The organism is Bradyrhizobium sp. USDA 223, from assembly GCF_044909005.1.
Taxonomy (GTDB): domain Bacteria; phylum Pseudomonadota; class Alphaproteobacteria; order Rhizobiales; family Xanthobacteraceae; genus Bradyrhizobium; species Bradyrhizobium yuanmingense.
Map to the genome: position 1 here is coordinate 2967047 of NZ_JBIYDR010000001.1, position 26242 is coordinate 2993288.

At 64.6% G+C, this 26242-nt stretch carries 28 protein-coding genes; 13 read left to right on the forward strand and 15 right to left on the reverse strand.

Features of this window, described 5'->3' with window-relative positions:
- Positions 1–150 precede the first annotated feature (150 nt).
- From ABIA40_RS13725 to ABIA40_RS13745, 5 genes are all read right to left on the reverse strand, one after another.
- Positions 151–1533, reverse strand: coding sequence for an aspartate aminotransferase family protein (locus ABIA40_RS13725; protein ID WP_225171261.1), 1383 nt, complete (start codon positions 1531–1533; stop codon positions 151–153).
- A 194-nt stretch (positions 1534–1727) separates the two neighbouring features.
- Complete coding sequence (locus tag ABIA40_RS13730; RefSeq protein ID WP_271546961.1) at positions 1728–1898, reverse strand: hypothetical protein; 171 nt, start codon at positions 1896–1898, stop codon at positions 1728–1730.
- A 30-nt stretch (positions 1899–1928) separates the two neighbouring features.
- Positions 1929–2492, reverse strand: a complete 564-nt coding sequence (locus ABIA40_RS13735) for an isochorismatase family protein (RefSeq protein WP_271546963.1) — start codon at positions 2490–2492, stop codon at positions 1929–1931.
- Between the two features lie 25 nt (positions 2493–2517).
- Entirely contained in the window at positions 2518–3138 is a 621-nt protein-coding gene (locus tag ABIA40_RS13740) for a GNAT family N-acetyltransferase (RefSeq protein WP_036000546.1), read from the reverse strand.
- On the reverse strand, positions 3125–3742 hold the full coding sequence (locus tag ABIA40_RS13745) for a hypothetical protein (RefSeq protein ID WP_198399794.1): 618 nt from the start codon (positions 3740–3742) through the stop codon (positions 3125–3127). Before ABIA40_RS13745 ends, ABIA40_RS13740 begins: the two co-directional genes overlap by 14 nt.
- Before the next feature lie 68 nt (positions 3743–3810).
- Between ABIA40_RS13745 and ABIA40_RS13750 the strand changes: the two genes are divergently transcribed.
- A complete protein-coding gene (locus tag ABIA40_RS13750) occupies positions 3811–4851 on the forward strand; it encodes a LysR family transcriptional regulator (RefSeq protein WP_036000552.1) in 1041 nt (346 codons plus the stop codon).
- 17 nt (positions 4852–4868) lie between these two features.
- On the opposite strand, the gene ABIA40_RS13755 is transcribed toward ABIA40_RS13750, so the two are convergent.
- Positions 4869–6035 (reverse strand): autotransporter outer membrane beta-barrel domain-containing protein, encoded by a 1167-nt coding sequence (locus ABIA40_RS13755; protein WP_271546966.1) that lies wholly within the window; start codon positions 6033–6035, stop codon positions 4869–4871.
- Between ABIA40_RS13755 and ABIA40_RS13760 the strand changes: the two genes are divergently transcribed.
- The gene (locus tag ABIA40_RS13760; protein WP_271546968.1) at positions 6034–6291 is read left to right on the forward strand and encodes a hypothetical protein; all 258 of its coding nucleotides are present in this window, start codon (positions 6034–6036) and stop codon (positions 6289–6291) included. The two genes, ABIA40_RS13755 and ABIA40_RS13760, sit on opposite strands and share 2 nt — an antisense overlap.
- Before the next feature lie 123 nt (positions 6292–6414).
- Positions 6415–6621 (forward strand): cold-shock protein, encoded by a 207-nt coding sequence (locus ABIA40_RS13765; RefSeq protein ID WP_027576280.1) that lies wholly within the window; start codon positions 6415–6417, stop codon positions 6619–6621.
- 78 nt (positions 6622–6699) lie between these two features.
- Here the strand turns inward: ABIA40_RS13765 and ABIA40_RS13770 are convergent, their stop codons facing one another.
- The 3 genes from ABIA40_RS13770 to purM are packed head-to-tail and all read right to left on the reverse strand — an operon-like array spanning position 6700 to position 8722.
- Positions 6700–6978: a YrhB domain-containing protein gene (locus tag ABIA40_RS13770; protein WP_271546970.1), complete on the reverse strand. Its 279-nt coding sequence runs from the start codon at positions 6976–6978 to the stop codon at positions 6700–6702.
- Complete coding sequence (gene purN / locus ABIA40_RS13775; RefSeq protein WP_271546972.1) at positions 6978–7634, reverse strand: phosphoribosylglycinamide formyltransferase; 657 nt, start codon at positions 7632–7634, stop codon at positions 6978–6980. Before purN ends, ABIA40_RS13770 begins: the two co-directional genes overlap by 1 nt.
- A gap of 14 nt (positions 7635–7648) precedes the next feature.
- The gene (purM, locus tag ABIA40_RS13780; RefSeq protein WP_271546974.1) at positions 7649–8722 is read right to left on the reverse strand and encodes a phosphoribosylformylglycinamidine cyclo-ligase; all 1074 of its coding nucleotides are present in this window, start codon (positions 8720–8722) and stop codon (positions 7649–7651) included.
- Between the two features lie 155 nt (positions 8723–8877).
- Between purM and ABIA40_RS13785 the strand changes: the two genes are divergently transcribed.
- From ABIA40_RS13785 to ppx, 4 genes are all read left to right on the forward strand, one after another.
- Positions 8878–9420: a CDP-alcohol phosphatidyltransferase family protein gene (locus ABIA40_RS13785; protein ID WP_025035876.1), complete on the forward strand. Its 543-nt coding sequence runs from the start codon at positions 8878–8880 to the stop codon at positions 9418–9420.
- 92 nt (positions 9421–9512) lie between these two features.
- The gene (locus tag ABIA40_RS13790) at positions 9513–10190 is read left to right on the forward strand and encodes a DnaA ATPase domain-containing protein (RefSeq protein ID WP_271547270.1); all 678 of its coding nucleotides are present in this window, start codon (positions 9513–9515) and stop codon (positions 10188–10190) included.
- Between the two features lie 146 nt (positions 10191–10336).
- Positions 10337–12526, forward strand: coding sequence for an RNA degradosome polyphosphate kinase (locus ABIA40_RS13795; RefSeq protein WP_198399804.1), 2190 nt, complete (start codon positions 10337–10339; stop codon positions 12524–12526).
- Between the two features lie 15 nt (positions 12527–12541).
- Positions 12542–14044 (forward strand): exopolyphosphatase, encoded by a 1503-nt coding sequence (ppx, locus tag ABIA40_RS13800; RefSeq protein WP_271546978.1) that lies wholly within the window; start codon positions 12542–12544, stop codon positions 14042–14044.
- Positions 14045–14048: 4 nt separating this feature from the next.
- On the opposite strand, the gene ABIA40_RS13805 is transcribed toward ppx, so the two are convergent.
- The 4 genes from ABIA40_RS13805 to ndk all read right to left on the reverse strand — a co-directional run bounded on the left by ABIA40_RS13805 (position 14049) and on the right by ndk (position 19290).
- Entirely contained in the window at positions 14049–15173 is a 1125-nt protein-coding gene (locus ABIA40_RS13805; RefSeq protein WP_271546980.1) for a PepSY domain-containing protein, read from the reverse strand.
- A 117-nt stretch (positions 15174–15290) separates the two neighbouring features.
- The gene (locus ABIA40_RS13810) at positions 15291–17627 is read right to left on the reverse strand and encodes a TonB-dependent siderophore receptor (RefSeq protein WP_271546982.1); all 2337 of its coding nucleotides are present in this window, start codon (positions 17625–17627) and stop codon (positions 15291–15293) included.
- A 337-nt stretch (positions 17628–17964) separates the two neighbouring features.
- Positions 17965–18825 (reverse strand): TerC family protein, encoded by an 861-nt coding sequence (locus tag ABIA40_RS13815; RefSeq protein WP_271546984.1) that lies wholly within the window; start codon positions 18823–18825, stop codon positions 17965–17967.
- 42 nt (positions 18826–18867) lie between these two features.
- Positions 18868–19290 (reverse strand): nucleoside-diphosphate kinase, encoded by a 423-nt coding sequence (ndk, locus tag ABIA40_RS13820; RefSeq protein WP_036000620.1) that lies wholly within the window; start codon positions 19288–19290, stop codon positions 18868–18870.
- 305 nt (positions 19291–19595) lie between these two features.
- Here ndk and ABIA40_RS13825 point away from each other — a divergent pair, with 305 nt between their 5' ends.
- The 3 genes from ABIA40_RS13825 to ABIA40_RS13835 all read left to right on the forward strand — a co-directional run bounded on the left by ABIA40_RS13825 (position 19596) and on the right by ABIA40_RS13835 (position 22170).
- The gene (locus ABIA40_RS13825; RefSeq protein WP_074447892.1) at positions 19596–19877 is read left to right on the forward strand and encodes a sulfur globule protein precursor; all 282 of its coding nucleotides are present in this window, start codon (positions 19596–19598) and stop codon (positions 19875–19877) included.
- Positions 19878–20090: 213 nt separating this feature from the next.
- Complete coding sequence (locus tag ABIA40_RS13830; protein WP_167361656.1) at positions 20091–20264, forward strand: hypothetical protein; 174 nt, start codon at positions 20091–20093, stop codon at positions 20262–20264.
- A 46-nt stretch (positions 20265–20310) separates the two neighbouring features.
- Positions 20311–22170: an ABC-F family ATP-binding cassette domain-containing protein gene (locus tag ABIA40_RS13835; protein ID WP_271546990.1), complete on the forward strand. Its 1860-nt coding sequence runs from the start codon at positions 20311–20313 to the stop codon at positions 22168–22170.
- A 133-nt stretch (positions 22171–22303) separates the two neighbouring features.
- Here ABIA40_RS13835 and ABIA40_RS13840 read toward each other — a convergent pair whose 3' ends face one another.
- Entirely contained in the window at positions 22304–23269 is a 966-nt protein-coding gene (locus ABIA40_RS13840) for a tripartite tricarboxylate transporter substrate-binding protein (protein WP_404541535.1), read from the reverse strand.
- 235 nt (positions 23270–23504) lie between these two features.
- On the opposite strand from ABIA40_RS13840, the gene ABIA40_RS13845 reads away from it, so the two are divergent.
- On the forward strand, positions 23505–24473 hold the full coding sequence (locus ABIA40_RS13845) for a hypothetical protein (RefSeq protein ID WP_157284603.1): 969 nt from the start codon (positions 23505–23507) through the stop codon (positions 24471–24473).
- A 265-nt stretch (positions 24474–24738) separates the two neighbouring features.
- Here ABIA40_RS13845 and ABIA40_RS13850 read toward each other — a convergent pair whose 3' ends face one another.
- Positions 24739–25209 carry a MarR family winged helix-turn-helix transcriptional regulator gene (locus ABIA40_RS13850; RefSeq protein WP_404541537.1) on the reverse strand — a complete coding sequence of 157 codons (471 nt, stop codon included), beginning with the start codon at positions 25207–25209 and terminating at the stop codon, positions 24739–24741.
- A 97-nt stretch (positions 25210–25306) separates the two neighbouring features.
- Here ABIA40_RS13850 and ABIA40_RS13855 point away from each other — a divergent pair, with 97 nt between their 5' ends.
- Both ABIA40_RS13855 and ABIA40_RS13860 read left to right on the forward strand, forming a co-directional pair.
- Positions 25307–25675 carry an antibiotic biosynthesis monooxygenase family protein gene (locus tag ABIA40_RS13855; RefSeq protein WP_404541539.1) on the forward strand — a complete coding sequence of 123 codons (369 nt, stop codon included), beginning with the start codon at positions 25307–25309 and terminating at the stop codon, positions 25673–25675.
- Positions 25676–25698: 23 nt separating this feature from the next.
- Complete coding sequence (locus ABIA40_RS13860; protein WP_404541541.1) at positions 25699–26172, forward strand: hypothetical protein; 474 nt, start codon at positions 25699–25701, stop codon at positions 26170–26172.
- Positions 26173–26242: the final 70 nt, after the last annotated feature.

Below are 26242 nucleotides of genomic sequence, written 5' to 3' on the forward strand. Positions count from 1 at the left end.
GATTTCCCGTCATTGCGAGCCAACGGGTCCGCACGAAGCGCGGCCCGATGACAGGTTCAGGGAAGCAATCCAGAATCCCTCGTCGGAAACAGTCTGGATTGCTTCGTCGCAAGAGCTCCTCGCAATGACGATGGAGAGAGCGACGGAGCCCTACGCCGGCGTCAGCTTCGCCACTTCGCTCTTCATGTCGTTCAGCACGCCGGAGATCGCGTCCACCAGTTCGTCGATCTGGGTCTTGGTCGTGATCAGCGGCGGGCAGATGGCGATGGCATCGAGCATGTTGCGCGAGATCACGCCACGCTCCTGGAGCATGCGGCTGGCGATGCCGCCGACGGCGCCCGGCGTCGTGGCGGCGGTCTTGCGCGCCTTGTCGAGCACGAGCTCGAGCGCGGCAATCATGCCGACGCCGCGAACCTCGCCGACCAGCGGGTGGCTGGCGAGTTCACGCAAGCGGCCCTGCATGTAGCCACCGAGCTCGGCCGCGTGTGCGACGAGGCCGCGCTCCTCGATGATCTTGAGGTTCTCCAGCGCAATCGCCGAGCCGACCGGATGGCCGCCCGCGGTGAAGCCGTGGCCGAGCACGCCGATCTTGTTGCTCTCGTCCGCGATCGGCTCGAACATGCGGTCGTTCAGGATGATCGCCGAGAGCGGGAAATAGCTCGATGTGATCTGCTTGGAGACGACGATCGCATCGGGCTTGATGCCGTAGGTCTCGCAGCCGAACATCTTGCCAGTGCGGCCGAAACCGCAGATCACCTCGTCGGCGACCAGGAGGATGTCGTACTTCTTCAGGACCTTCTGGATCTTGTCCCAATAGGTCGCCGGCGGCACCACGACACCGCCCGCCCCCATCACCGGCTCGCCGAAGAACGCCGCGATCGTATCCGGCCCTTCCTTCTGGATCAGGGCGTCGAGCTCCTCGGCCCGGCGCGTGGCGAAGGCTTCCTCGCTCTCGCCCGGGGCGCCGTCCTTGTAGAAGTGCGGCGAGCCCGTATGCAGGATGTTCGGCAGCGGCAGGTCGAACGAGCGGTGGTTGTTCGGCAGGCCCGTGAGGCTGGCGGATGCGATGGTGACGCCGTGATAGGCACGCAGGCGGCTGATCACCTTCTTGCGCTGCGGTTGGCCGAGCGCATTGGAGCGATAGGCGATCAGCTTCAACACGGTGTCGTTCGCTTCCGAGCCGGAATTGGTGAAGAACACCTTGCTCATGGGCACCGGCGCGAGCGCGACCAGCTTCTCGGCGAGGTCGATCGAGGGACCGTGCGATTTGGCGGAGAACGTATGGTAGAACGGCAGCGCCTGCATCTGCTTGTGCGCCGCCTCGACCAGTCGCTTCTCGTTGAAGCCGAGCCCGACGCTCCACAGGCCCGCCATCGCTTCGAAATAGCGCTTGCCCGACGCGTCGAAGACGTAAGGCCCCTCGCCGCGCTCGATCACCAGCGGACCGGCCTGCTGATGCGTGCGCGCATTGGTGTAGGGATGGAGCTGATAGGCTACATCCCGGGCCTCTTGCGAATTGGGCAGCATGGACATTTGATGATCCCTAAAAACGTCACGCCGCCGGCGGGCCGGCGTCATCACTCGATGGCGAGTACTTGTCTCAAGTACTTGGCTATTGCCCCAACGCAAAACTTGCAATGCCAATTCGTCGGCGGCAAGCGCTCAGCAGCGATGCACAAAGCCGCATATGACAGGACCGTGGATCGCAGAACCCGGCTGGGCAGCTCTCACGCCGCGCCGTCGTCGTCCGCTTCGTCGGTGGCGGAAACGGCTTCCCTCACCTCCACCAGCGCCATCGAGAGCAAGTAGACCGTGGTAGGCAGCCCAAGCCTGCGCGCCTTCTCGGCGGCATGCGACAGATCGCTCGCCAGCTCCTTGAGCTCGTCTCCCCGCGACAATTCTCAACCCCATCGACCGACCGCGGCCGCCTACACCGCAACGGCGCCGCTGGTTCTGATCAGTTCGGCGCTGGACTGGACTGTAGCAAAATTCGCAATGACATCCACTACCGCATCCCGGTAGGCCGCGGCATCGTCCGTGCCCGGCTGCCGGCAAGCCACCGCGTCGGTGATCACATGGTAGCGATGACTGCGGTGAAACCCCTCGACGGCAGTGGCCAGGATGGTCTCGTCCAGGGAAAAGCCGATCAGGATGCAGCGTGTGGTGCGGATAGCGGACATGTGGCCGCCAAACCGCGACGAGCTGTAGGCGGACGGCAGCGGGTGCTCGAACGTCATCTCGCCCGGTTGTGGCCTGGTCTCCGCGATCCAATCGGTCAGCCTGGATGACGGATTGAACCAGGCCGCCTGCGCGATGCGCTTCAGATGCATCACCGGCCATAGATTGCTGCGCCACAGCGTCAGGAGTTCCAGGCAGCGCGCCGTCGTCACATCGCCGTCGCGGATGACGTGGCGGCGGCCGGGGGTCAGGTACTCGACCTGAAGATCCGCACAGACCAGGATCGGCGGATCATCGTGCATTGAAACCAGCATCGAGTTGCGCGCAGCTGCACCGGTTTCAGCGGTCGGCGAGCGCGAGGTCCCGCAGCGGCGAGGTCACCGCCCGCCCGGCCGAGGCATCGAGCACGCCAGGACGGTCCCAATCGCCCTCGGGACGAATGATCACATAGGGATCGCTGTCCAGCGTGATGGCGTCCGGGCCCGGCTCGATCTCCAGCAGCATCTCCGTGTAGGAGAAATCCGAGAACGTGATCTTGCGGTTGTGACCGAGCGGCTTAGCGCCGAAATGGGCCCAGAAATCGACCAGCCGGTCCTGCGCCTGGCCGTAGATCTTGCGAAAGCCCTTGCGCTTCACATAATCGACACTGGCCTGAACCAGCTTGAACGAGACGCGCGAGCGCCGATATTGGTGACGCACCGCAAGCCGCTCCACCTTGGCGAAATCGCCGAAGAAGCGCACCCGCAGGCAGCCCGCAGGCTCGTTGCCGACGAAGCCGATGAAATGCGCCGCGACCATGTCGTTGCCGTCGAACTCCTCCTCGAACGGACAATCCTGCTCGGCGAGGTAGACCGCCGAGCGGATGGCGGTCACCAGCATGAGATCGCTTGGGTCGCGCGCGAGGCGGATGGTGATGGCGCGGGAACAGGGCTTGGCGACTGGAATCCTAGTACCGTGCATCTGCAAAGCTCCTTGATTGGATGACCGCTCCCGGCATGCGCATCGGCTGTCGATGCCAGGGCCGCTCGTAGCACCAAAGGTCGGGCTGGAAGCTCGGGACGGGCGCAAAGCCTGTCGCCTTCATGATGTCGCGTCCGGCCACCGTTGACGGCTGCGCATAGCAATCCGCACCGCGAAACCTTATCTGCCGCAGATGAGCCGCGGCCTTGCCGAGACCGGCGATGCCGCGGCCCGTCGCCGCGATCGCCCAGATGTAGATGGCAGCGACGTCTTCGTCTGCCGATGCGAGATAACGCGTCTCGGGCGCGGTGAGGCAAATCTCGTCGAGCAGCAGCGCGTCATGTCCACGGTCATTGAGAAACAGGAAGGCCATGCCGCCGACGAGCTTGCCTTTGCGGCTGAATGTCAGGATGCTCTGGGGATCGAAGACGTAATATTTGGCAAGCTCCGCCGTCCCGATCTGCACACCCGGCACCAGCCGGTGCGCCATCTCCGAAAGCGCTCCAATTTCGGAAAATTGCGCACAGCGGACGTCGACGTCCGGGCTCAACGGCAAGGCATCGAAATCATGCCTTGCGGCAAACGTGCCCCTTTCCATACTCATGTCGCGCCTCTATCGTTCGAGGCTTTCATGCCCCGCTACGACGAGCTTAGCGGTTGGGGATCAGGAGTATGCAGCAGTTATTGCACCGGGGTGCTGCGATGATGCAGCACCGTGAAGAAGCCCTGGGCGCGTCCTGGGATGATTTGAAGCTGTTTTTAGCGTGCGCAAAATTTAAAAGTTTTCGGAATGCCGCCGAAGAGCTCGGCCTCACCTCCACCACGCTGATGCGCCGCATCGACCGGCTCGAGGAGAGCATTGGGTGCAAGCTGTTCCTGCGCGACCAGAGCGGGCTGACGCTCAGCGATGAAGGCGCCGCGATGATCGCCGACGTCACGCATATGGAGCGTCATGCCTTCAACGTCTTCCGCCGCGCCGCGCGGTCCTCGAACGACACCTCGGGCACCGTTCGCGTCGCGGTGACCGAGGGCCCCGGCAATTTCTGGATCCTGCCGCGGCTGATCGACTTCCAGAAGACCTACCGCAAGATCACGGTCGATCTGCGCTGCGCGATGGAGCAGGCCGACGTCGCGCGGCTCGAATCCGATATCGCCATCCAGCTCGAGCCGCCGACCAATCCCGATCTGATCGTCGCCAAGCTCGGCCGCCTCCACATCTATCCCTTCGTCTCCAAGGAGTATGAAAGCCTCTACGGCGTGCCGGCAACGCTCGCCGAATTGAACAATCACCGCATCATCAAGCAGAGCGCGCCGCAGGTCGACGACGGCGCCTATGCCCGCGTGCTCGGGCTGAAGTCGCTCGAAGGCATCGTCGGGATCAAGACCAATTCGTCGGTGGGCGTGCTCTACGCGGTGGAGCGCGGCGCCGGCATCGGCTTCCTGCCGACGGTGTCGATCGCGCTCGGTGCGCCGCTCGTTGCGGTCGATCTCGGCGTCAGCCATCACGCCGATCTCTGGCTCACCTATCACAAGGAGTTCCGCAGCTCCGAGCGGCACAAGATCGTGGTCGACTGGCTGAAGAAGATCTTCGACGCCAGGACCTATCCCTGCTTCCGCGACGAGTTCATCCATCCGAACGCGCTGGTGCCGATGATGACGGCGGCGCGCGAGGGCTTTGGCCTGGCGGGATACGTGGCGACGGCGCCGACTTAACGCAGGCGAGCGTCAACTCACCATTTGTATTCGAAGCCGAGCGTGCCCTGGTGCGAGGTGAGCTCTTTGCGGAATTTGCCGTCGTAATTGACGTAGAGCCTCGCCACGTTGGTCAGGCTGAGCGAAGCCGAGGCGCCGGCATCCGCGCCGTAACGGCTCTCGCCGATGCCGGGGACGATGATGTTCTGGGCGCCCAGGCTGACCTGGATGGTTCCGAGGTCTTGGTGGAAATTGTCGACGAACTTGCCGTAGGCCGAGAGGTCGAGGATTTTCTGGTCGATGATGAAGTAGCGGCCGACCTCGGCCCCGATCATGACGCGCGCGCGCGAGAGGGCCGACGAGCCGACGTTGAGCGGATCGAGCCCGCCGGTCTCCTGGAACGCAGCGCTGGTGGCGCGCACATATTCCAGCGCGCCCTTGGGCACGATGCGCATCTCGTCCTTGGTCCAGTAATAGCTGATCTCGGTCAGCGCGCCGTCCACGGCGGCGCGATAGCCCGCGGTCGCAAGGCCAAGGCCGGTATCGCGGCTGGAATGGACCTTGCCGAAGCCGTGCACCACCGCAAAGGCCCAGGTCCACGGGCCCTTGTCGACGGAGCCGCTGAAGCCGAGCTGGGTCAGATCGAGGGTTGCCGATTGCAGCGCCAGCGGCACGTCGATGTCGGTGTGGCTGTGGTCGACGGAGAATCCGATGTTGACGCCGGGTGCGAGCCGCGCGCCAAAGCCGGCAACGCCGCCGAAGGTCTTGCGCTTGTCGCCGACGAAGTCGCCTTGCGCATCGGTGCGGACCGAAAGGCCATAGCCCTCGAACCAGGTGCGGTAGCGCGGATCTTCCGCAGCCGCCGAGGCGCCGCCGCCGCCGGGATTGGTGCGGAACACACGGTTGACGCCGCCGGATGCCTGATTGCCGAGCCGCTCCAGGAAGCCCGAGCCGAAACTGAGCATGCTGTTGCCGGCTGACTGATTTTGATTGGTCGAGGTCGGCGACGGAATTGGGGTCGGTGACGGCGTGGGTGTCGGCGTGGGCGTCGGGGTCGGTGTGGGCGTGCTTTGCGCGAAGCCGGGCGTCACGGCCGCCATCGTCACGACCAGTGCAAACGCCATCGCGAGCGCAGCCACGATCCGGCGGATGCGGGTGAGCCCGATCGTCTGCCGTGTCCCGGAGAGCTGCGCGGCGCAGCGCATGACGATGAATCCCGAAAGCGAAGTGGCGGCGCGCAAAAATGCAACAATGTCTGCGGCGCTTGCGACGATTTGTGCCGAACTGCCACGAGGGGTCAACCGGTTGGCGCATAACGGCCGAGGCTATTGCACCGATTGTGGTTCTGCTGCCACAGGTGGCAAACTTGCGCTTGACGGCACCCGGCTTGGTCTTGAAATCCGCGCGCGGCTTGCTAGCCGGCGAATTTCATGTTGCAATATCGGTCACAATCGGAATTGACCGTTTGCTGTGCGTTTCGCGACATTGCGCCTCAAGACTCGAACAGACTTCCGGGAGCCGTTTGTGGCGTGGCACGCGAAAAAGCGGCCGCGTCGTTTTTATATCTAGTGGAGGAGACGAGCGATGCCGCAAAAGGGCACCGTCAAATGGTTCAACCCGACAAAGGGCTATGGGTTCATCAAGCCGAATGGCAGCGACAAGGACGTGTTCGTCCACATCTCCGCCGTCGAGCGTGCCGGACTTTCCACCCTCAACGAGAACCAGGTGGTTGAATTCGACCTCGTGGAGAACCGCGGCAAGTCGTCCGCGGAGAATCTCAAGGTCTCCTGATCTTTCTCGCCGCAGGCGAGAGATCATGACGTTGCCCCCGGCTCTGCCGGGGGGTTTTGTTTGGGGCGCGCGGATGATCTACGTCGACGACTTCCGAAGTCGCTCGAGGCTTTCTTCCCAAGGCATCGAGGTTGGAAGTTGGTGAATGCGGCCGTCTCGATCGACAAAAATGGGGCCGTTTCCTGCGAGCCGGGCACTTGGTTTACCGGTCTCGACGAATTCTCGGGTGTTGTAGAAAAAGACCCACCCTTCATCGATCTCGATGGCCTGCCCCGACAGCATCAGGTCTTCCGCGCATGCCTGACCGACCCGAACAACCTCGGTGTTAGCAAGCGCCAAGGCGTCTTCCGGCGACATCAGCCGTGCACCACCGGCGCGATCAGAAAATTCTCCGAGGGCCCGCTGCCGTCCGTCCTGCACACATCGCCCTCGATCCGGACCTTGCCGGTTGCGAGCAGCCGCAGCGCTTCGGGATAGATCCGGTGCTCAACCTCTAGGATTCGTTCCGAGAGCGTATCTCCCGTGTCGTGGTCGCTGACGGGAACCGCGCCCTGCATCACGATCGGGCCGGCGTCGGTCTCGGGGATGACGAAGTGCACCGTCGCGCCGGAGAGCTTGACGCCGGCGCGCAGGGCCTGGCCGTGCGGGTCGAGCCCGGGGAATGACGGCAACAGCGAGGGATGGATGTTGAGCATCCGCCCGTACCAGGCTTTTGTGAACTCGGCCGTGAACAGGCGCATGAAGCCGCCCAGACAAATCAGCTCGATGCCGTGCTTGTCGAGCGCGGCCTGCAGCACCGTCTCGAAGCCGGCGCGGTCCTTGCCGAACGGCTTGCTCTCGATCACCTCGGTCGTGACCCCGCTCGCCCTCGCGCGTTCGAGTCCGGGCGCATCGGCCTTGTTCGAAATGACGAGCGAGATCTCCGCCGGGAAATCCGCGGCAGCGGCTGCCCTGATCAGCGCGGCCATGTTGGAGCCGCGCCCGGAGATCAGAATGGCGACGCGGCGCTTCATCACAGCGCCAGTCATCACAGTGCCATGTCGAGGTGGCCGTTATAGACGACGCGGTGCTCGCCCTCGGCGGGAATGACGGTGCCGAGCTGCGCCACGGTCTCGCCGGCGTCGGTGAAGACTTCCACGACCTTGTCGACCTTGTCGGGCTCGACGATCGCGATCATGCCGATGCCGCAATTGAAGGTGCGCAGCATTTCAAGCTCGGCGATGCCGGCTTGCGCCGCCAGCCATTTGAACACCGGCAGCACCGGCAGGCGTGCCAGGTCGATGCCGACACCGAGATGCTTCGGCAGCACGCGCGGGATGTTGTCGGTGAAGCCGCCGCCGGTGATGTGGGCAAGCCCCTTCACCGCGCCGGTCTCGCGGATCGCGCGCAGGCAGGATTTGACGTAGAGCCTGGTCGGCGTCAGCAGCGCGCCGCCGAGCGTCATCACCGGCGCGAACGGCGCCTGCGCCGAGAAGCCGAGGCCGGACTGCTCGACGATCTTGCGGACCAGCGAGAAGCCGTTGGAATGCACGCCGGACGAAGCGAGACCGATCACGGCGTCGCCCGCGGCGATGTCCTTGCGCGGCAACAAGGTACCGCGCTCGGCGGCGCCGACCGCAAAGCCGCCGAGATCGTAATCGCCGTCCTTGTAGAGGCCGGGCATCTCGGCGGTCTCCCCGCCGATCAAAGCGCAGCCGGATTCGCGGCATCCCTCCGCAACGCCCGCGACGATGGCGGCCGTGGCCTCGGGGTCGAGCTTGCCGCAGGCGAAATAGTCCAGGAAAAACAGCGGCTCGGCGCCCTGCACCACGAGGTCGTTGACGCTCATGGCGACGAGGTCGATGCCGATGCCGCCATGCAGGCCGGTCTCGATCGCGATCTTGACCTTGGTGCCGACGCCGTCGGTCGCGGCCACCAGGACCGGGTCCTTGAAGCCGGCCGCCTTGAGGTCGAACAGGCCGCCGAAGCCGCCGATCTCGGCATCGGCGCCCGGCCGCGCCGTGGCGCGCACCATCGGCTTGATCAGGTCGACCAGGCGGTTGCCCGCGTCGATATCGACGCCTGAATCGGCGTAAGTGAGGCCGTTTTTGCGGTCGGTCATGCCCGATTTCCAGTGGGTTTGCGGCTGGTTACGTCGAATTCCGGGGACGCGCAATGGCTCGCATGGCGTTCCCCGCTATACTATGTAGACATATCAACCGGTTCAGCCTGCCACGGGCCGGATTTGAGGTCAGAACCGGTGCCGGGAAGCGCTGCGTGAGTATTCCGAATATCATTACCCTGGGCCGCATCATGCTGGTCCCGATCATCGTCTGGGCCATCGTGTCGAGCCAAATGGAGGTGGCGTTCGCCGTCTTCCTGATCGCCGGCATCAGCGATGCCGTGGACGGCTTTTTGGCCAAGCGCTTCAACATGACGAGCGAGCTCGGCGCGCTGCTCGATCCGCTCGCCGACAAAGCGCTGCTGGTCTCGATCTACATGGCGCTCGGCATCTGGGGCGCGATCCCGCGCTGGATCGTGATCCTGGTGGTCTCGCGCGACATCATGATTGTCGCCGCCGTGATCGTGTCCTGGCTGTTCGACCGGCCGGTCGAGATGAAGCCGTCGAAAGTCTCCAAGCTCAACACGGTGGCACAAGTAGCGTTCGCAGCTTTGGTGCTGGCGGCGCTTGCCTTCGGCTTCAAGCCCGCGCCTTATGATATCATCCTGATGGGTCTCGTCACGGTCTTCACGCTCTCCTCCGTGTCGCTCTATCTCGTCGAGTGGCTGCGGCACATGAGCACGATCGAGGCCAAATGAGCGGGGAAGCGGCCCAGCAAAAGGCCAAGTCCCGCACCATCAAGTCGAATCTCTACAAGCGGGCCGGCGCGCCGGCATGGAGCAGAGCAAGCGTGGCAGGCCGCGTTCATCCCCGACAATTGGCGTTTGCGCTTCCGCATGCGGAGAGCCTCAGCCGGGACAACTTCCTCGAGGGCCCCGCCAATGCGGCCGGTCTCGGCCTCATCGACGGTTGGCCGGAATGGCCGAACCGGATCATGTCGCTGGCGGGCCCGGAGGGAAGCGGCAAGAGCCATCTCGCCGCGATCTGGGCCGAGGAAGCTGGCGCCCGCTCGACCACCGGCAATGCGCTGACCGCGACGGACGTGCCCGGCGCGCTCGCCACCGGCGCGCTGGTGGTCGAGGATCTCAAGGCTGGGGACTTCGACGAGCGTGCCCTGTTTCATCTGATGAACCTCGCCCGCGAGGACGGCGCCTACGTCCTGTTCACCGGCCGCGAGGCGCCGGCCGCGCTTCCCATCGAGCTTCGCGACCTACGCTCGCGCCTGCGGGCCGTTCCGGCGGTTGCGCTGATGCCGCCCGACGACCAGCTGTTCCGCGGCCTCATCGTCAAGTTCTGCGCCGACCGCCAGCTCAATGTGGACGAGAGCGTGGTCGGCTATCTCGCGACGCGCCTGGAACGGTCCTCGGCCGCCGCCCGGCGGGCCGTCGAGCTGCTCGACAGTGAAGCCCTGCGGCTCGGCCGTCCCGTCACCCGGGCGCTGGCCGCCGAGCTGCTCCGGGACGCCTGACCGGCTCGCAGGCCTCCCCGAAGTCCGCTTGACGCGGCGCGGGGGCGGAACATCAATGTCATCGAAACGTCATCGCTCTAACACATGCTCCCGCCGATTTTTGCGCTTGAGTCGCAATTGGGGTGAACTGGATGGACCGACTTCTGATGGACTCTGCGCAAGCTGTTGAAACGAAAGAGAAAGCCCCGGAATCCGAGAGCCTTCCGGCCATCGCGTCCAGTCCCGAGCGGTTCATCAACCGCGAGCTGTCCTGGCTGCATTTCAATCGCCGCGTCCTGGAGGAATCGGTCAACCCGAGCCACCCCGTGCTGGAGCGGGTGCGATTCCTGTCGATTTCAGCGAATAACCTCGACGAGTTCTTCATGGTTCGCGTCGCCGGCATCAAGGCCCAGGTCCGCGAGGGCATCGCCGAGCGCAGCCCCGACGGCCTGACGCCGTCCGAGCAGCTCGCGCTAATCAACCGCACCGTCTCCCAGCTCGCCTCCGACCAGCAGGCGATCTGGCGCGACCTGCGCGCCACGTTGGCCGAGGTCGGCATCGTGCTGGTGGACGGCAAGGACGTCAGCAAGGCGGAACGGACCTGGATCGAGGACTACTTCCTCCACAACGTGTTCCCTCTCCTGACCCCGCTCGCGATCGATCCGGCCCACCCCTTCCCGTTCATTCCGAGCCTCGGCTTCACCATCGCGCTGCAGCTCACGCGCGCCGCCGACGGCAAGCAGATGAACGCGCTGATCCGCATGCCCGGCAAGATCGACCGCTTCATCCGCCTGCCAGCGGATGGCACGGTGCGCCTGATCTCGCTGGAGCAGGCCACCGCCCTGTTCATCAACCGCCTGTTCCCCGGCTACAATCTGCACGGCCAAGGCGCCTTCCGGATCATCCGCGACTCCGAGCTCGAAATCGAGGAGGAGGCCGAAGATCTCGTCCGCCTGTTCGAGACCGCGCTGAAGCGCCGCCGCCGCGGATCGGTGATCCGGCTCGAGATCGACGCCAAGATGCCGGAGCAGCTGCGCAGCTTCGTGCAGCACGCGCTCTCCGCCGCCGACGACGAGATCTTCCTGGTCGACGGCGTGCAGGCGATGAACGAGCTCTCGCAGCTCACCCGCCTCGACCGGCCCGACCTCGAATTCACCCCTTACGTGCCGCGCCACCCCGAACGCGTGCGCGAGCATGGCGGCGACATCTTCGCCGCGATCCGGCAAAAGGACCTCATCGTCCACCATCCCTACGAGTCGTTCGACGTCGTCGTGCAATTCCTGCAGCAGGCCACGCGCGACCCCGACGTCGTTGCGATCAAGCAGACGCTCTACCGCACCTCCAACAATTCACCGATCGTGCGCGCGCTGGCCGAAGCGGCCGAAGCCGGCAAATCAGTCACCGCGCTGATCGAGCTGAAAGCGCGGTTCGACGAAGAAGCCAACATCCGCTGGGCCCGCGATCTCGAACGCGCCGGCGTGCAGGTCGTCTACGGCTTCCTCGAATTGAAGACGCACGCGAAGCTCTCGATGGTGGTGCGCCGCGAGGGCGGCAGCCTGACGACTTACGTCCATACCGGCACCGGCAATTATCACCCGGTCACCGCGCGCATCTACACCGACCTCTCCTACTTCACCTCGGACCCGACGATCGGCCGCGATGCCGCCCGCGTGTTCAATTTCATCACCGGCTATGCAGCACCGAGCGATTTGGAAAAGATGGCGGTGTCGCCGCTGACCTTGCGCAAGCGCATCATCGAGCACATCCAGGGCGAGACCGCACATGCGCGGCATGGCCGTCCCGGCGCAGTCTGGATGAAGATGAACGCGCTGGTCGATCCCGACATCATCGACGCGCTCTACGAGGCCTCGCAGGCCGGTGTCCAGGTCGAGCTGGTGGTGCGCGGCATCTGCTGCCTCAGGCCCGGCATTCCCGGTCTGTCGGAGAACATCCGCGTCAAGTCGATCATCGGCCGCTTCCTGGAACATGGCCGAATCTACTGCTTCGGCATGGGCCAGGGACTGCCGAGCGCGAAAGCGGCTGTGTATATCTCGTCCGCCGACATGATGCCGCGCAACCTCGACCGCCGCGTCGAGGTGCTGTGTCCGCTGCAAAATCCGACGGTGCATCAGCAGGTTCTCGAACAGATCATGGTCGCGAACCTGAAGGACAATGAGCAGAGCTGGCAGTTGTTGCCGGATGGGTCTTCAACGCGTATGAAGACCGCGAAGGGCGAGGAGCCTTTCAACGTCCACAACTACTTCATGACGAATCCGAGTCTGTCTGGCCGTGGAAAGTCGCTCAAGGAATCCTCGCCGCGTCGTCTCACGCGCCGGAACGAACGTCATCAATCCTGATCGGGGATTTGCGACGTGAAGCGGCCGCGCAAGCGCGGCTCGAGCGTCGCGGTTATCGACATAGGCTCCAACTCGGTCCGCCTCGTCGTCTACGAGGCGCTGGCGCGCAGCCTGATCCCGATCTTCAACGAGAAGACGTTGTGCGGCCTCGGGCGCGAGGTGCAGAGCACAGGCCTGCTCGCGCCCGACGCCATCGACAAGGCGCTGACCTCGCTGAAACGGTTTCGTGCGCTGTGCCGGGTGATGAAGGTCGGACGCGTGTTCGCGATCGCGACCGCCGCATGCCGCGACGCCTCCAACGGCTCCGATTTCATCGCCAGGGCCGAGCGGATCTGCGCGGTGAAGATCGAGATCCTGTCGGGCTCGCGCGAAGCACGACTGTCCGCGCTCGGCGTGATCTCCGGCATCCACCATCCAGACGGCATCGTCGGCGACCTCGGCGGCGGCTCGCTCGAGCTGATCGACGTGCGCAGGAACGCCGTACGCAGCGGCGTGACGCTGCCGCTCGGCGGCCTCGCACTGCAGGACCTCGCCCACAAATCGCTCAAGCGCGCCGACCGCATCGTGCGCGAGGAGATCGACGGAGTCCAGTTACTCACTGCCGGCCGCGGTCGCACCTTCTATGCCGTCGGCGGCACCTGGCGCGCGCTCGCGCGCATCCACATCATCCAGAGCGGCTATCCGCTCCAGGTGATGCACGGCTATTCCATTCCGGCTGCCGAGGCGCTCGACTTCTCGCGCCGCCTGCGGCGCCTCGCCGCCGCCGACATGCTTGCCGACATCGAGATCGTCGCCGATGCGCGGCGCCCTCTCCTCACCTATGCGGCGCTGGTGCTCGAGCACATCATCCGCGTCGCGAAGCCAAAGAACATCGTGTTCTCCACCTTCGGCGTGCGCGAGGGCCTGCTGCACGAGAAGCTGCCCGAGACCGAACGCAACAAGGACGGGCTGATCTGCGCGGCGGAGGAGCTGAACCAGCTGCTGTCGCGTTCGGCCAGGCACGCGCGTGAGCTGATCGCCTGGACCGACCGCCTGGTGCGCGTCGTCAAGCTGCGCGAGACGGAAGTGGACCGCCGCCTCCGCCACACCGCGTGCCTGCTCTCCGACATCGGCTGGCGCGTGCATCCCGATCATCGCGGCGAGCAGACGCTCAGCCTCGTCGTCAACGGCAATTTCGGCGCGATCACCCACACCGAACGCGCCTTCGTCGGCCTGTCGGTGTTCTATCGCTATGCCGGCCTCAGCGAGGAAAACCAGCCGCCGGTCACCATGCAGGAGCTGCTGACGCCGGCCCAGCTCGAACGCGCGCGCCTCCTGGGCGCCGCGTTCCGCGTCGCGCATCTGATCTCGGCCGCACGTCCCGGCGTCCTGCCAGCCACGCATTTCCGCAGCCAGGGCCGCAAATTGATGCTGGTGTTCGAGCACCGGCTCGGCGACCTCGTCGCCGACCGCGTCGGCAGCCGCTTCCGTCAGCTCGCCCGCCTGGTTGGCCGCGCCGGTTCAATCGTCAGGCGCTGACCTCTCAGCCGGGCCTCATCTTCCCGGGCCGTCTGTTGAGCCACATCATCGCGCCGCTGACGAAGAGGACGAGCGGTGCGAAGCCGGCCGCGAACACCAGCAGGCGTCCTGCGAATCCGAACGTCGCGCCATTGTGGAGCCAGAGCTGCTCGGCCAGATAGCGGTCCGCCATCGACATGGTGCCCGGCGTGCGGTCGTGCACCACAGCGCCGCTCCACGGATCGAGCCAGATCGCTCCACGCGACCGCACGGCGGGATCAGCTCCATCAGGACGGAATTGCACCCGCCAGGTGTTGCGCGTTGCGGTCGGCGGATGGAGCATGGCGACCGTCGCACCGGGCTGGACCTCTTGTGCGCGTCGCATGATCGCGTCAGGTGAGAGCACCGGCGTCCCTGCCGGAGGCGGGATTTCGACTCGCGGCGAGCGATCAGGCGTCGGCTGCGACACGAGGCCGACGATGGGCCGCACCAGGTCGGGAAAAACGATGCCGACGCCGGTGATCGAGATCAACAAGAGCACGGACAGCGCCCAAAAGCCTGCCGCACCGTGAAGGTCCAGAACAAATCGGAACAGTGAGACGTTCTTGCGCACCGAGATCGATCGCCAAAACCGCCCCGGCTTCGGCCACCAAAGGAAGAGACCCGAGACCGCCAAGCCGAGCAGCACGAACCCGGCCACGCCGACCAGTTCCTTGCCCCAGAACTCATAGAGCAGCAGCGTAAAATGGAGACGGTAAACCTTGAGTGCGAATGCGTTGGCGTAGTCACGCCGTCCGAGCACCTTGCCGTTCGAAGGATCGACCATGGTGGTCCACCGGTTCGGGTAGCTGCCTGGCGCGGTCTCATGCGAATGGATCACGATCCAGACCGGCCAGATCCGATCCGGTGCCAGGATCGTCGCGATCGGCGCCGGATCCGCTGCAGCGGCGGCGTGCATCACCTCCGCTAACGTGACGCTCTGCTCCGGACCGGCGGGCGCATAGAGCGCCGGATTCAGGGCGACATCGATCTCCCGGTAGAAGACGATGAAGCTTCCAGTCAGGCCGATCAGCACCACGACGATGCCGCCGATCAATCCGAACCAACGGTGCGCCCACAGCAGCGCGTGCTGCACGCGTCCGGGCAACATACTGGATCGGGCGGGCGCCGAGCCGCCTCGACGTGGCGCCCTGATTGTTTGGTCCATTCAGAGCACCCGTCGTCCGCGCCTGATCCAGCTCCGCAGCCGGCCCGAGGAGGCCAAAGCTCAGAAGTCGGTCGACATCGACAAGAGCAGGGTTCGGGGCGAGCCTTGCGCTAGCGCAGAGAAGCTCGCCACGCCCGCCCAGTAATTGGTATCGAACACGTTCTGGACCAGAGCGCGAACCGTGACGGGCCGGTTGTTGATGCGCGTGTTGTAGCGCGCGCCAAGATCGAGCCGCGTCCAGGCCGGGACGACCTGCGTGTTGGCCCCATTCAGATATTGGTGCCCGGTATAGATGGTGTTGGCGACCAATGTCAGCCCTGGTGCGAACGGGGTATCCCATTCGGCAGACAGATTGGCCTGCACCTCGGGCACTCCAATCGGCGTCTTGCCGAAATTGGCCAGCGTGCTCGTCTTCGTCAGCTCCGCGTCGATCAATGTCACGCCGCCAAGAACGCGAATGCCGGGCTGCACTTCTCCAAACACGGTGAATTCCACGCCGCGATTGCGCTGCTCCTGATCAGCCCGGAAGACGTTGCCGGCACCCGTCTGCCCCGACGGCTTGGTGATCTCGAACAGGCTGATCGTGGTCGCGAGCGCGCCGAAATCGACCTTGACGCCTGCTTCCTTCTGCTTGCTCAAATACGGCGCAAGGACCTCGCCCTGATTTGCCGCCGTCGTCGGCGCGGTGTCGCCCTTGCTGAGCCCTTCGATATAGTTGGCGTAGAGCGAAACGTTGCTCCAGGGCTTGACGACCAGGCCGACCATCGGTGTGAACGCCGTCTGGTCATAGGCCGAACTCACGGCGCCCGTGGTGGTGTTGTAGTTGTTCGACCTGACGCCCTGTTGCCTGACGCCGACCGTCAGCTGAAGCCGCTCCTGGAGAACCGACATGGTGTCGGCCAGCGCAATGCCGGTCAGCTCGGTGTCCGACAGCCGCGGCACGGTCGCGGGAGCCGCAACGAACTGCTGGGGACGCGCGATCGGCGCATAGATGTTGGACGACACCGCCGTGCCGTTCACCGAGCCCCGCGAGATCTCATCCCCATAGTAGCTCCCCTGCAAGCTCACGGCATGACTGATCGCGCCAGTCTCGATTCGGGCCCGCACGCCGACGTCGGCCACGTTCCTGTCGATGTCGAACTTGAATCGTCCCGGTGTCGACGTGGTGTTGCCAGCCGCATTCAGGATCGTTGGCGTCCCGAACAGACGGTCGACCTGGGTCCTGCCGCCTCCGACATCTGCAAACACCGTCACGGCGTCAGTCACATCGTATTCGGCGCGCGCCAGAAGCGAATTGTCGTGAACCTTGGCGAATTCCCAGGCCTGGGTGACATTGCGCCGTCCGACCGGCGCGGTCGGAACGGCCACGCCGGTTGCGACCAGGAACGGTCTCGTCGGCGCGTCGAACTTTTCCTCCTGCTCGATGAAATCGAGCGAGGCCCTGAACTTCTCGCCGCGATAGTCGAAGGCTGCAGAGCCGACATGCGCCTCCCGCGTCTGGTTGTCCAACGGCGTATCGCCGTTGTGATAGCTGCCATTGACGCGAATACCGAATTCGCGATTTTCACCGAACCGCCGGCTCACGTCGAGATGTGTGCCGAGCTGGGTGTTTGACGCGTAGTCGGTCGTGACCCGCGTGAGATCGATATCCCCGGCACGCTTCGGAACGATGTTGATGGTGCCGCCGACACTGCTGTTCGGCGCCATCCCGTAGAGCAGCGCGGTCGGGCCTTTGATGATCTCGATGCGCTCGACGTAATCGGTGAACACGCGGTAGTTCGGTGCAACGCCATAGACGCCGTGGAAGGCGATTTCCCCGACATTGCCTTCCCCGATCGGAAAGCCGCGGATGAAGAAGGAATCGAGAATGCCGCCGGTCTGGCCGGTGAAACGGACCGAGGGATCGTTGCTGACGACATCGGCGACGGTGACCGCCTGTTGATCTTCGATCCTCTTCGCCGTGAAGCTCGTGATGTTGAACGGCGTATCCATGAAATCCTTGTTGCCGAGCAAGCCGACCTGGCCTCCACGTGCCACCTGCCCGCCTGCGTAGGTCCGCGGCAGTGAACCGGGCCTCGCAGCCGTCGGGGTCGCTTCCGCCTGCAATTTAGCCCGCTCGTTCGCGGGCGCGCCGCGGCCCGCCCTCCTGACCGGATTGGCTCGTGGACGCGCGCGCGGCTTCGGCGCGTCTGCGGTGACGGTCACCGCCGGCAACGTGCTTCCCCCCGCGGCCTGGGGCGCGGCGCTCTGCGCGCTGCTGCCGTGCAGGACGCCGTCGCTACACAAGGCAATGGAGACCACGGAAACCGCGAAGGCTCTCGGGCTGGCGCACGTCAGAAGCGTCTTGATGCGAGCGGCAAGAACGGCAACAGGACGACAAAACACTTTCGACGACATCGCACCTTCCGATTTCATGAGCATGAACGTCGGGGCGAGGTGCCGTGGGAACCCTCGTCGAGTCAACGAAAGCACCCTTGAATCTCAGTAGTTTATAATAAGACAAGGTCTAAATCGCGTGAGGGTTGCGAACGACGACTCTCAACGCAACGCCCGCGCGCACGACGCGAGCTCTCGCGAAGCGAGATGCGCGCCGGTCATACGAATGCAATGATGGGAGGATTCGGTCGAACCCGTGGCCGGTGATCGCTCGCGTCCTGCCGACGCGGGAAGCGCCCCAGTGACGTGGACGCCTCTCATCGCTGGAGGGGCGGCTGCACCGATCAGCGCTTCAACGTCACTCCGCGGAGGCCTTGGCGTGCCGTTCGGAGGATTCGAGGGCGGCCGCGGTGACACTGCGCCGGCGCCAGATGGTGCCGACCACCAGCACGACGACGACTCCGATCACAGCACAGAAATACTCGCCGCCGGCCCCGCCATGGCCGAATTGCGGGGGAATGCGAAGGGCGCCGAGCACGCCGTCCAGCGAGGCGCCGAACGGCCCCTCGAACAGCGCGTGCAGCCGCGGCGTGACCCCGGGATCGGTCGCCATCACCGCGCCCGCGATCCAGCCGAGCAGCGCCGCACCGGCCCAGACCAGCACCGGGAGCTTTGTGAGCAGTGCCATGATCAGCGCGGCGCCGGCGACGATCAGCGGCACGCTGATGGTAAGGCCGAGGATCAGCAGCGGCACGCTGCCATTGGCCGCGGCAGCGACCGCAATGACGTTATCGAGACTCATGACGATGTCGGCCACCACGACGATCTGGATGGCGTGCCACAGATGCGCGGCAGCGTCGACGTCGTTCTCGTCCTCGTTCTCCGGCACCAGGAGCTTTGCCGCGATCACGATCAGCGCAACGCCGCCGACCAGCTTGAGGTACGGCAGCTCCATCAGGGTGGCGACGACGCCAGTGAAGATGATCCGGAGCATCACCGCTGCGCCGGCGCCGAAGATCATGCCCCAGAGCCGATGCCGCGGCGACAGACCGCGGCACGCGAGTGCAATCACCAGCGCGTTGTCGCCGGAGAGCAGGACGTTGATCCAGATGATCTTGCCGACCGCGATCCAGAAAGTCGGTGCGGCCATCTCGTTGCGGAACTGGGTAAAGAAGGTCCCGATCGTAGCGGGATCGAAGATCTGCCAGAGCCAGTCCACAATGGGTCCCTTCGCCCGTCGCCTTCTAGTCTGCCGACTGGATCAGCCGACGATCTCGTTACCCGAGAAGAATTGCGCGATCTCGATCGCGGCGGTCTCCGGCGCATCCGAACCGTGCACCGAGTTCTCGCCGATCGACTTGGCGTAGAGCTTGCGCACGGTGCCCTCGGCGGCCTTGGACGGATCGGTCGCGCCCATCACCTCGCGGTACTTGGCGATCGCGCCCTCGCCTTCCAGAACCTGAACCACGACCGGGCCGGAGGTCATGAATTCGACGAGCTCGCCGAAGAAGGGGCGCGCCTTGTGAACGGCATAGAAGGTCTCGGCCTGCTCCTTGGTCATGCGGATGCGCTTCTGCGCCACGATGCGCAGACCCGCCTTCTCGATCACGGCGTTGACTGCGCCGGTCAGATTGCGCTCGGTCGCGTCGGGCTTGATGATCGAGAAAGTGCGTTCGATGGCCATGATCTTGTCCTTGGGGAGAAAGCGGGGGTTCGGGGTTGCGGGGCTTATATCGGCGCCTTTGTCGGACGGCAAGCGACCGCGGAACAGCCTCATAGGCGGTTTCCGCGAGGGGATGGCTCCCGATCCGCTGGATGACGACAATTTCACCCAGATGAACCCAATCTGAAACCGCCGTCAGGATCCGGTTCAGCTTCCCCGGCGTAAGGTTGGGCCCATCGAAACCGAAGCCTGACCTCAGGCAGACCGTTTCGGCGGCCTTTCCATCGGCGCGATAGCCCCGCGCTGGCAGTCTTCAGGAGATAACCATGTTGAGGAAACTTTCGCTTGCCGCTGTCGCCGCGGTCGCGCTGGGAGCTGCGCTGGCGCCGACCTCGGCCTCCGCTCATTGGCAAGGCGGCGGGCATGGCGGTGGCCGGCACCACGGGCACGCGCACCATCACCACGGCCATCACCACGGCCATGGCTGGGGCGGACCGCGCTTCTACGCTGGCGGTCCCGTCTCCTACGGTTATGGCGGCTGCTATGTGCGCCGGCTGGTCCCGACCCCCTGGGGACCCCGCTGGCGGCTGATCAACCGCTGCTACTGAGCCCGTCAGCACCTTCCGAAGGCTACCTAAGCCCCCAGGTACCTTCCAAGAGAAGCCCCGGCGCCCCCCTCGCCGGGGCTTTGCCTTGGCGTACAAGGCACCGCTCATACAATTTTTACGAGAATGCCCCGGCTTTCCCCACAGCCAGCGAAACCATTTCGCCGGCAATGACTTGGTACCGTGTCCTTACTTCGAGAAACACGGAACCTTGCGATGGCTGGCCTTTTTGCCAATGACAGCGAACAGATCGACCGGCGCACCAGCCGCTCGATTTGCGATGCCGTGGGCGAACGGCTGCAGCAGAGCCTCCGGCCCGAGCCGCGCCTGCCGACCCATCTCGAGCAGCTCCTGAACGAGCTGCAGCGGCGCGAGCGCGAGACGCACTAACGGAAAAACGAGTTGCGTTCGCCGCGCCTTGCGGTGACAAGGCCGCATGCTCGCCATCACCGACCTCTCCATCCGCCTCGCCGGACGCCTTTTGATCGACCAGAGTTCCGTGCAGATCACGCCCGGATCGCGCGTCGGCTTGGTCGGACGCAACGGCACCGGCAAGTCGACGCTGTTCAAGGTGATCCGCGGCGAGCTTGCGGCCGAGCACGGCTCGGTGACCCTGCCGCCGCGCTGGCGCATCGGCAGCCTGGCGCAGGAAGCGCCGAACGGTCCCGAAAGCCTGATCGCGGTCGTGCTCAAGGCCGACCTCGAACGCGACGCGCTGCTGACCGAGGCCGAGCACGCGACCGATCCGCACCGCATCGCCGAGATACAGACCCGCCTCGTCGACATCGACGCCCACTCGGCGCCAAGCCGCGCGGCCGCGATCCTCTCCGGCCTCGGCTTCTCCGCCGCCGATCAGCTCCGCCCCTGCGCCGAGTTCTCCGGCGGCTGGCGCATGCGCGTCGCGCTCGCCGCAACGCTGTTCGCGGCGCCCGACCTTCTGCTGCTCGACGAGCCCACCAACTATCTCGACCTCGAAGGCACGCTCTGGCTGGAGGATCACCTTGCGCATTATCCGCGCACGGTGATCGTGATCAGCCACGACCGCGACCTCCTGGAAAGCTCGGTCGACCAGATCCTGCACCTGGAGCGCGGCAAGCTCACGCTCTACAAGGGCAGCTACTCCTCCTTCGAGGAGCAGCGCGCCGCGCGCGAGCTGCTCGACGCCAAGGCGGTCAAGCGCCAGGAGGCCGAACGCGCCCGCCTGCAGTCCTTCGTCGATCGCTTCAAGGCCAAGGCATCGAAAGCCCGGCAGGCACAGTCGCGCGTCAAGATGCTGGAGCGGCTGAAGCCGATCACGGCGCTGGTCACCGAGGACGTGCGCGAGATCAGCTTTCCGGCGCCGGAGAAGATCTTGTCGCCGCCGATCATCGCCGTCGACAATGCCTCGGTCGGCTACGACCCGGCGAGCCCGGTGCTGGGCCGCGTCACCTTGCGCATCGACAATGACGACCGCATCGCGCTGCTCGGCGCCAACGGCAACGGCAAGTCGACGCTGGTGAAGCTGCTCGCCGGACGTCTCGCGCCGTTCTCCGGCAGGGTGACGCGCGCGGACAAGCTGTCGATCGCCTATTTCGCGCAGCACCAGCTCGACGAGCTCAACGAGGACGCCTCCGCCTACGACCACGTCCGCAAGCTGATGGGCGATGCGCCCGAAGCCAAGGTGCGCGCCCGCGCCGGCGCGATCGGCTTCTCCGGCAAGGCGGCCGACACCAAGGCGGGCAAATTGTCAGGCGGCGAGAAGGCGCGGCTGCTCCTGGGGCTTGCGACCTTCTTCGGCCCCAACATGATCATCCTGGACGAGCCGACCAACCATCTCGACATCGACAGCCGCGGTGCGCTCGCGGAAGCGATCAACGAGTTTCCCGGCGCGGTGATCATGGTCTCGCACGACCGTTACCTGATCGAGGCCTGCGCCGATCGGCTCTGGATCGTCGCCGACCGCACGGTGACCAATTACGACGGCGATCTCGACGAGTATCGCCGCCTGGTGCTGTCCACGCGCAACGCGGAAGCTCCGCGCGAGCGCAGCGCGCCGCCTGAGAAGCCGCAGCGCCCAAGAGCGGACAATCGCGGAGGCTTGAAGAAGCGCATCGCCGAAGCCGAGGCCGAGATCGCCCGCGTCAGCGAGATCATCGCCAAGATCGACACGGCGCTCGCTTTGCCCGACATTTTCACGCGCGATCCCAAGCAGGCGGCGCAGTTGTCGAAGGCGCGTGCCAATGCCGCCGACGCCCTGGCGCGCGCCGAGGAGCAATGGCTCGAGGCCAGCACGCAGTTCGACGAGGCGGCGGGCTAGCGCCTTCGCTGCACTCCAACCAACGTGCAAAACAACCCCATGCACAGTACCGGCATGATGGCACCGGCGAGCGAGCCTTTGAACAAGCTGCATTTTACCCGCTCGACCGGCAAGCCAGGCGGACCGCAAAAACTCAATCCGCGTATTGCCCGGCGGCCTTGATGATCGGCGCCCAGCGGTCGATCTCGCTGGTCAGCATCGCGCCCAACGCCTCCGGCGTCGCCTTGTCCTGCGGGACCGGCTCGGTGTTGATGTCGTTGAACCGGGCGATCAGCGCGGGATCCTTGAGCGCGGTCTGCAGCGCCGCGGTCAGCTTCTGAACGATTGCCGGCGGCGTGCCCTTGGGCGCATAGATGCCGTGCCAGACACCGAGCTCGAAACCCTTGAGGCCGGCCTCGTCGGCCGTCGGCAGATCGGGCAGGCTCTTCAGCCGCTCCTTGGTGGTGATCGCGTAGGCCTTGACCTGCTTGGCCGTGATCGGCCCGGTCGTGTTCGTCGCCTGGTCGCAGGTGAGATCGATCTGCTTGCCGAGCAGGTCGTTCATGATCGGGCCGTTGCCCTTGTAGGGCACCGTGGTGAGCTGCTTCTGGATCGCGGTCATGAACAGCATGCCGCACAGATGCGAGGCCGCACCCAGGCCGGCGTTGGCGTAGGTCAGCTTGTCGCCCTGCTGCTGGGCGTAGGCGACGAGCTCCTTGAGCGTGTTGGCCGGGAAATCGGGCCGCGCAATGATGGTCATCGGCGCGTTGGTCACGAGCCCGATCGGCGCAAAGGCCGTCTTGGTGTCGTAGCTGAGGTTGCGGTAGAGCGTCGCCGCTGTGGAGATGCCGACGTGATGGATCAGCAGCGTGTAGCCGTCCGGTTGGGCGCGCGCAGCGCGGGTCGTGCCGATGGTGCCGCCGGCGCCGGTCGCGTTCTCGACGATGACCTGCTGGCCCAGGGATTTCGCCATGCCTGCGGCCGTCAGGCGGGCGATGGTGTCCGTCGGCCCGCCCGCGGCGAATGGAACCAGGATGGTGATGGGCCTCGTCGGATAGTCCTGGGTGAACGCCGCACTGAGTGGCAGAAGCAGAGCCGATAAGAGAGCAATGAACCGCATAGTTTCCTCCGGGATTGTTGTTTGCGCCATCAAAGCGCATTCCGGGGCGCGCTGCCATCACGAAAGCGACGTCGGTAGGAAGGTTACGATCACGGCCATCATCGCGCCACCGGTGTGGGTGGATATCGGTTGCGCATGATCTCTCTGGAAAACCGCTTCGCACTCCTCCACATCATGCCTTAGGTTGGCCAGTTGTGGGATCGACCACGCGACAACCCAAGGGCAACGGCCAGACATGCGAGTTCAGCAGTATTTGCTCCTGTTGGGAGCAGCCCTGCTTGCAGCGTTTAGCGCGACCCTGGCATTGGTCATCCCGCTTTGCGTGCAGATCGAAGACCCGATCAACATCGTCGTCGTCACGCAAGTCCTGACCTTGACGATGACGACGTTCATCGTCGCAACGACCCATGCCATATTATTCGGTCTTCCATTCTATCTTTTCGTCCGCCGCAAGCGACCGCGCGTCGGGATTGCAGCCTGCGCGCTCGCAGGCTTCCTCGTCGCGGCAATGCCTTTCAGCGTCCTAGCATTGATCGGCGGCGGCGTGCCAACAATGGTCAATCGGTTCAATGGCGCGCCACCCCCGTTTAGTTGGATCGAGTACGTCAGCACCCTAGCAGTTCTGGGTTCGTCGGGCCTTGTTGGCGGCCTCACTTTTTGGGCTGCCATGCGATCGTCCATATCTAGCCGGCGATCGTGGAGTGTCGTTTCTGCGGCCGTGCTTCTGACGGGCGGCGTCTTCATCCTGCCGATCGTCGTAAGGGACAGAAGCTGCCACAATCTCTTCAGAGACAGTCGCACGTCCGTCCGACCGCAAGTCTATGCAAATTTGAAGGTGCCCGCCGAAGACTGGAAGAGACTCGAGCAAACGTTCACTGACTTTGGTCAAGCGCAAGCGCTGTCGATTCGGCGCGACGTCCACACCCGGGATGGACGTGTCGTGTGGCGTAGCGTGGACCTGTGCAGCGATGCCGGAGTGAGTATCAGCGTGGGCGACGAGCCATGGCTCGCTGGCGTGCATTCGGCTCGCGCGGATGAAGGCATGACCTTCAGCATCTATTCGCTCAAGCCGGACTCGGGCTGGAGACTGCTCGCCCGCCATCTCCTCGACGAGATCGAAAAGATGTGGCCCGAGAAAATTACGTTCCGGGGACCGAGCGGCCAGATCCTGTCGTTCGAGGATGCGATGAAAGGACGGCCATAGCCATCTTGCGCGCTCGCCTTACGCCGACTTCTTCTTCGCCTTCGGCTTCGCCGCCCTCGGCATCGGCTGCGGGTCCGGATTGCCTTCGATCGAAGACAGTCGTCCGGCGGTGAGCGTCTAGATGCGCGCCGACCGGTAGTCCAGGTAACGACGGCAACGCGGTGGCCGATGGCATTTGTTGGAGAGGTTGACGCTCGAAGACGCCCCGATCCCCGCACCACATCGCATTCGGTGTGACCTGCGCGCGACGTTGCCGCTCGCTCGCTTACGTCTGCTGCTCGGCTTCGCTCTCGAGCTTGTTACGGAGTGCCGCGACGATGCGATGAACCGTTTGCAGATCCTTGACCGCAAGCCCTTCGGAAAGGCTGTTGACCCACGGCATCTGCAAAGCCATGGCGGCGTCGAAAGCGCGCCGCCCCTTGTCGGTGAGGACGACGAGCTGTGCGCGGCGGTGATGCGGATTGGCCTCGAAGGCAACGAGGCCTTCCGCATGGAGGTCGTTGACGATCCGCTGCACGTTCTGGCGATTGCCGCCGAGATCGCGGGCGAGCCAGGCTACCGGCTGCGGTCGCTCCGCCTGCACGATGGCGCCGAGAATTTGCCAGCGGGCGCTGGTGAGCCCCAGCCGGGCCACCAAGCGGTCCCCTGCGGTCAGGAGCAGGCTGTTCAACCGGAACAAGTCAAGCATGAGGTTCGTCAGAGCATCGCCGGCCGGCGTTCGCAGGGATTTCCGCATCCGTCACCATAGACAGTTATTGACATCATGATGTCAAACTAATAGATTGCCCATAATACCATATTGACACCATAAAACCATCTCGACGGAGTTCGTCATGGCAAGCTTACGCCCACTGGACCCTGACTTTCCCATCGAGCGTCAGCTCGGCATCGACACCGGCCCTTTGGTGCTGGTGAATCTGTTCACGCTCGACAAGGCCGACGAACAAAGCTTTCTCCAGGTCTGGCAGGACGATGCCGCCTTCATGAAGCGGCAGCCCGGCTTCATCTCCACCCAGCTTCACCGCGCGATCGGCGAAAGCCCCACGTATCTGAACTACGCAGTTTGGCAGACGAGTGCCGACTTCCGGGCTGCGTTCACGCACCCCGAGTTCAGGTCGAAGATCTCGGCTTACCCTGCATCCGCGGTCGCCTCCCCGCACCTGTTCCAGAAAGTCGCGGTGCCCGGCATCTGCGTCGCGTAGCTCGCTTCTAAAACGGCAGACCCATGACCAAGATCATCCACCCAGTCGCGGGAGCGGTCGCACTGATCACCATTGCGACCTTCTGGTTTTCCACGGCTCTCACCGAGCTGTTTGCATCGCACGAGACCATAGCCATGGTGAAGACCGCCATACCGTGGGGCTTCCTGCTGCTCATTCCGATGCTTGCGGCGACGGGAGGCTCGGGATTCGTCCTGGCAAAGCAGCGGCGCGCCGGGCTGATCGGTGCGAAGATCAAACGCATGCCGTTCATCGCCGGCAACGGCATCCTGATTTTGATTCCCACCGCGTTGTTTCTTGCCTCCAAGGCGAAGGCCGCGGAGTTCGACACCACGTTCTACGCCGTGCAGGCTCTCGAACTGGCCGCCGGAGCAACGAACATCGTTCTGCTCGGTCTCAATATGCGCGACGGCTTTAAGATGAAGGGCCGTTTGCCCGTTCGCCAGCCTGACCGCTTCAGCACCAAGCCGATTCTCTGAGGGCGCCGCCAACAGGGCTTTGCATCGGGTCCGCCCCGCTGATGTCCCGGGTCGAAGATTCTTCCGTTTC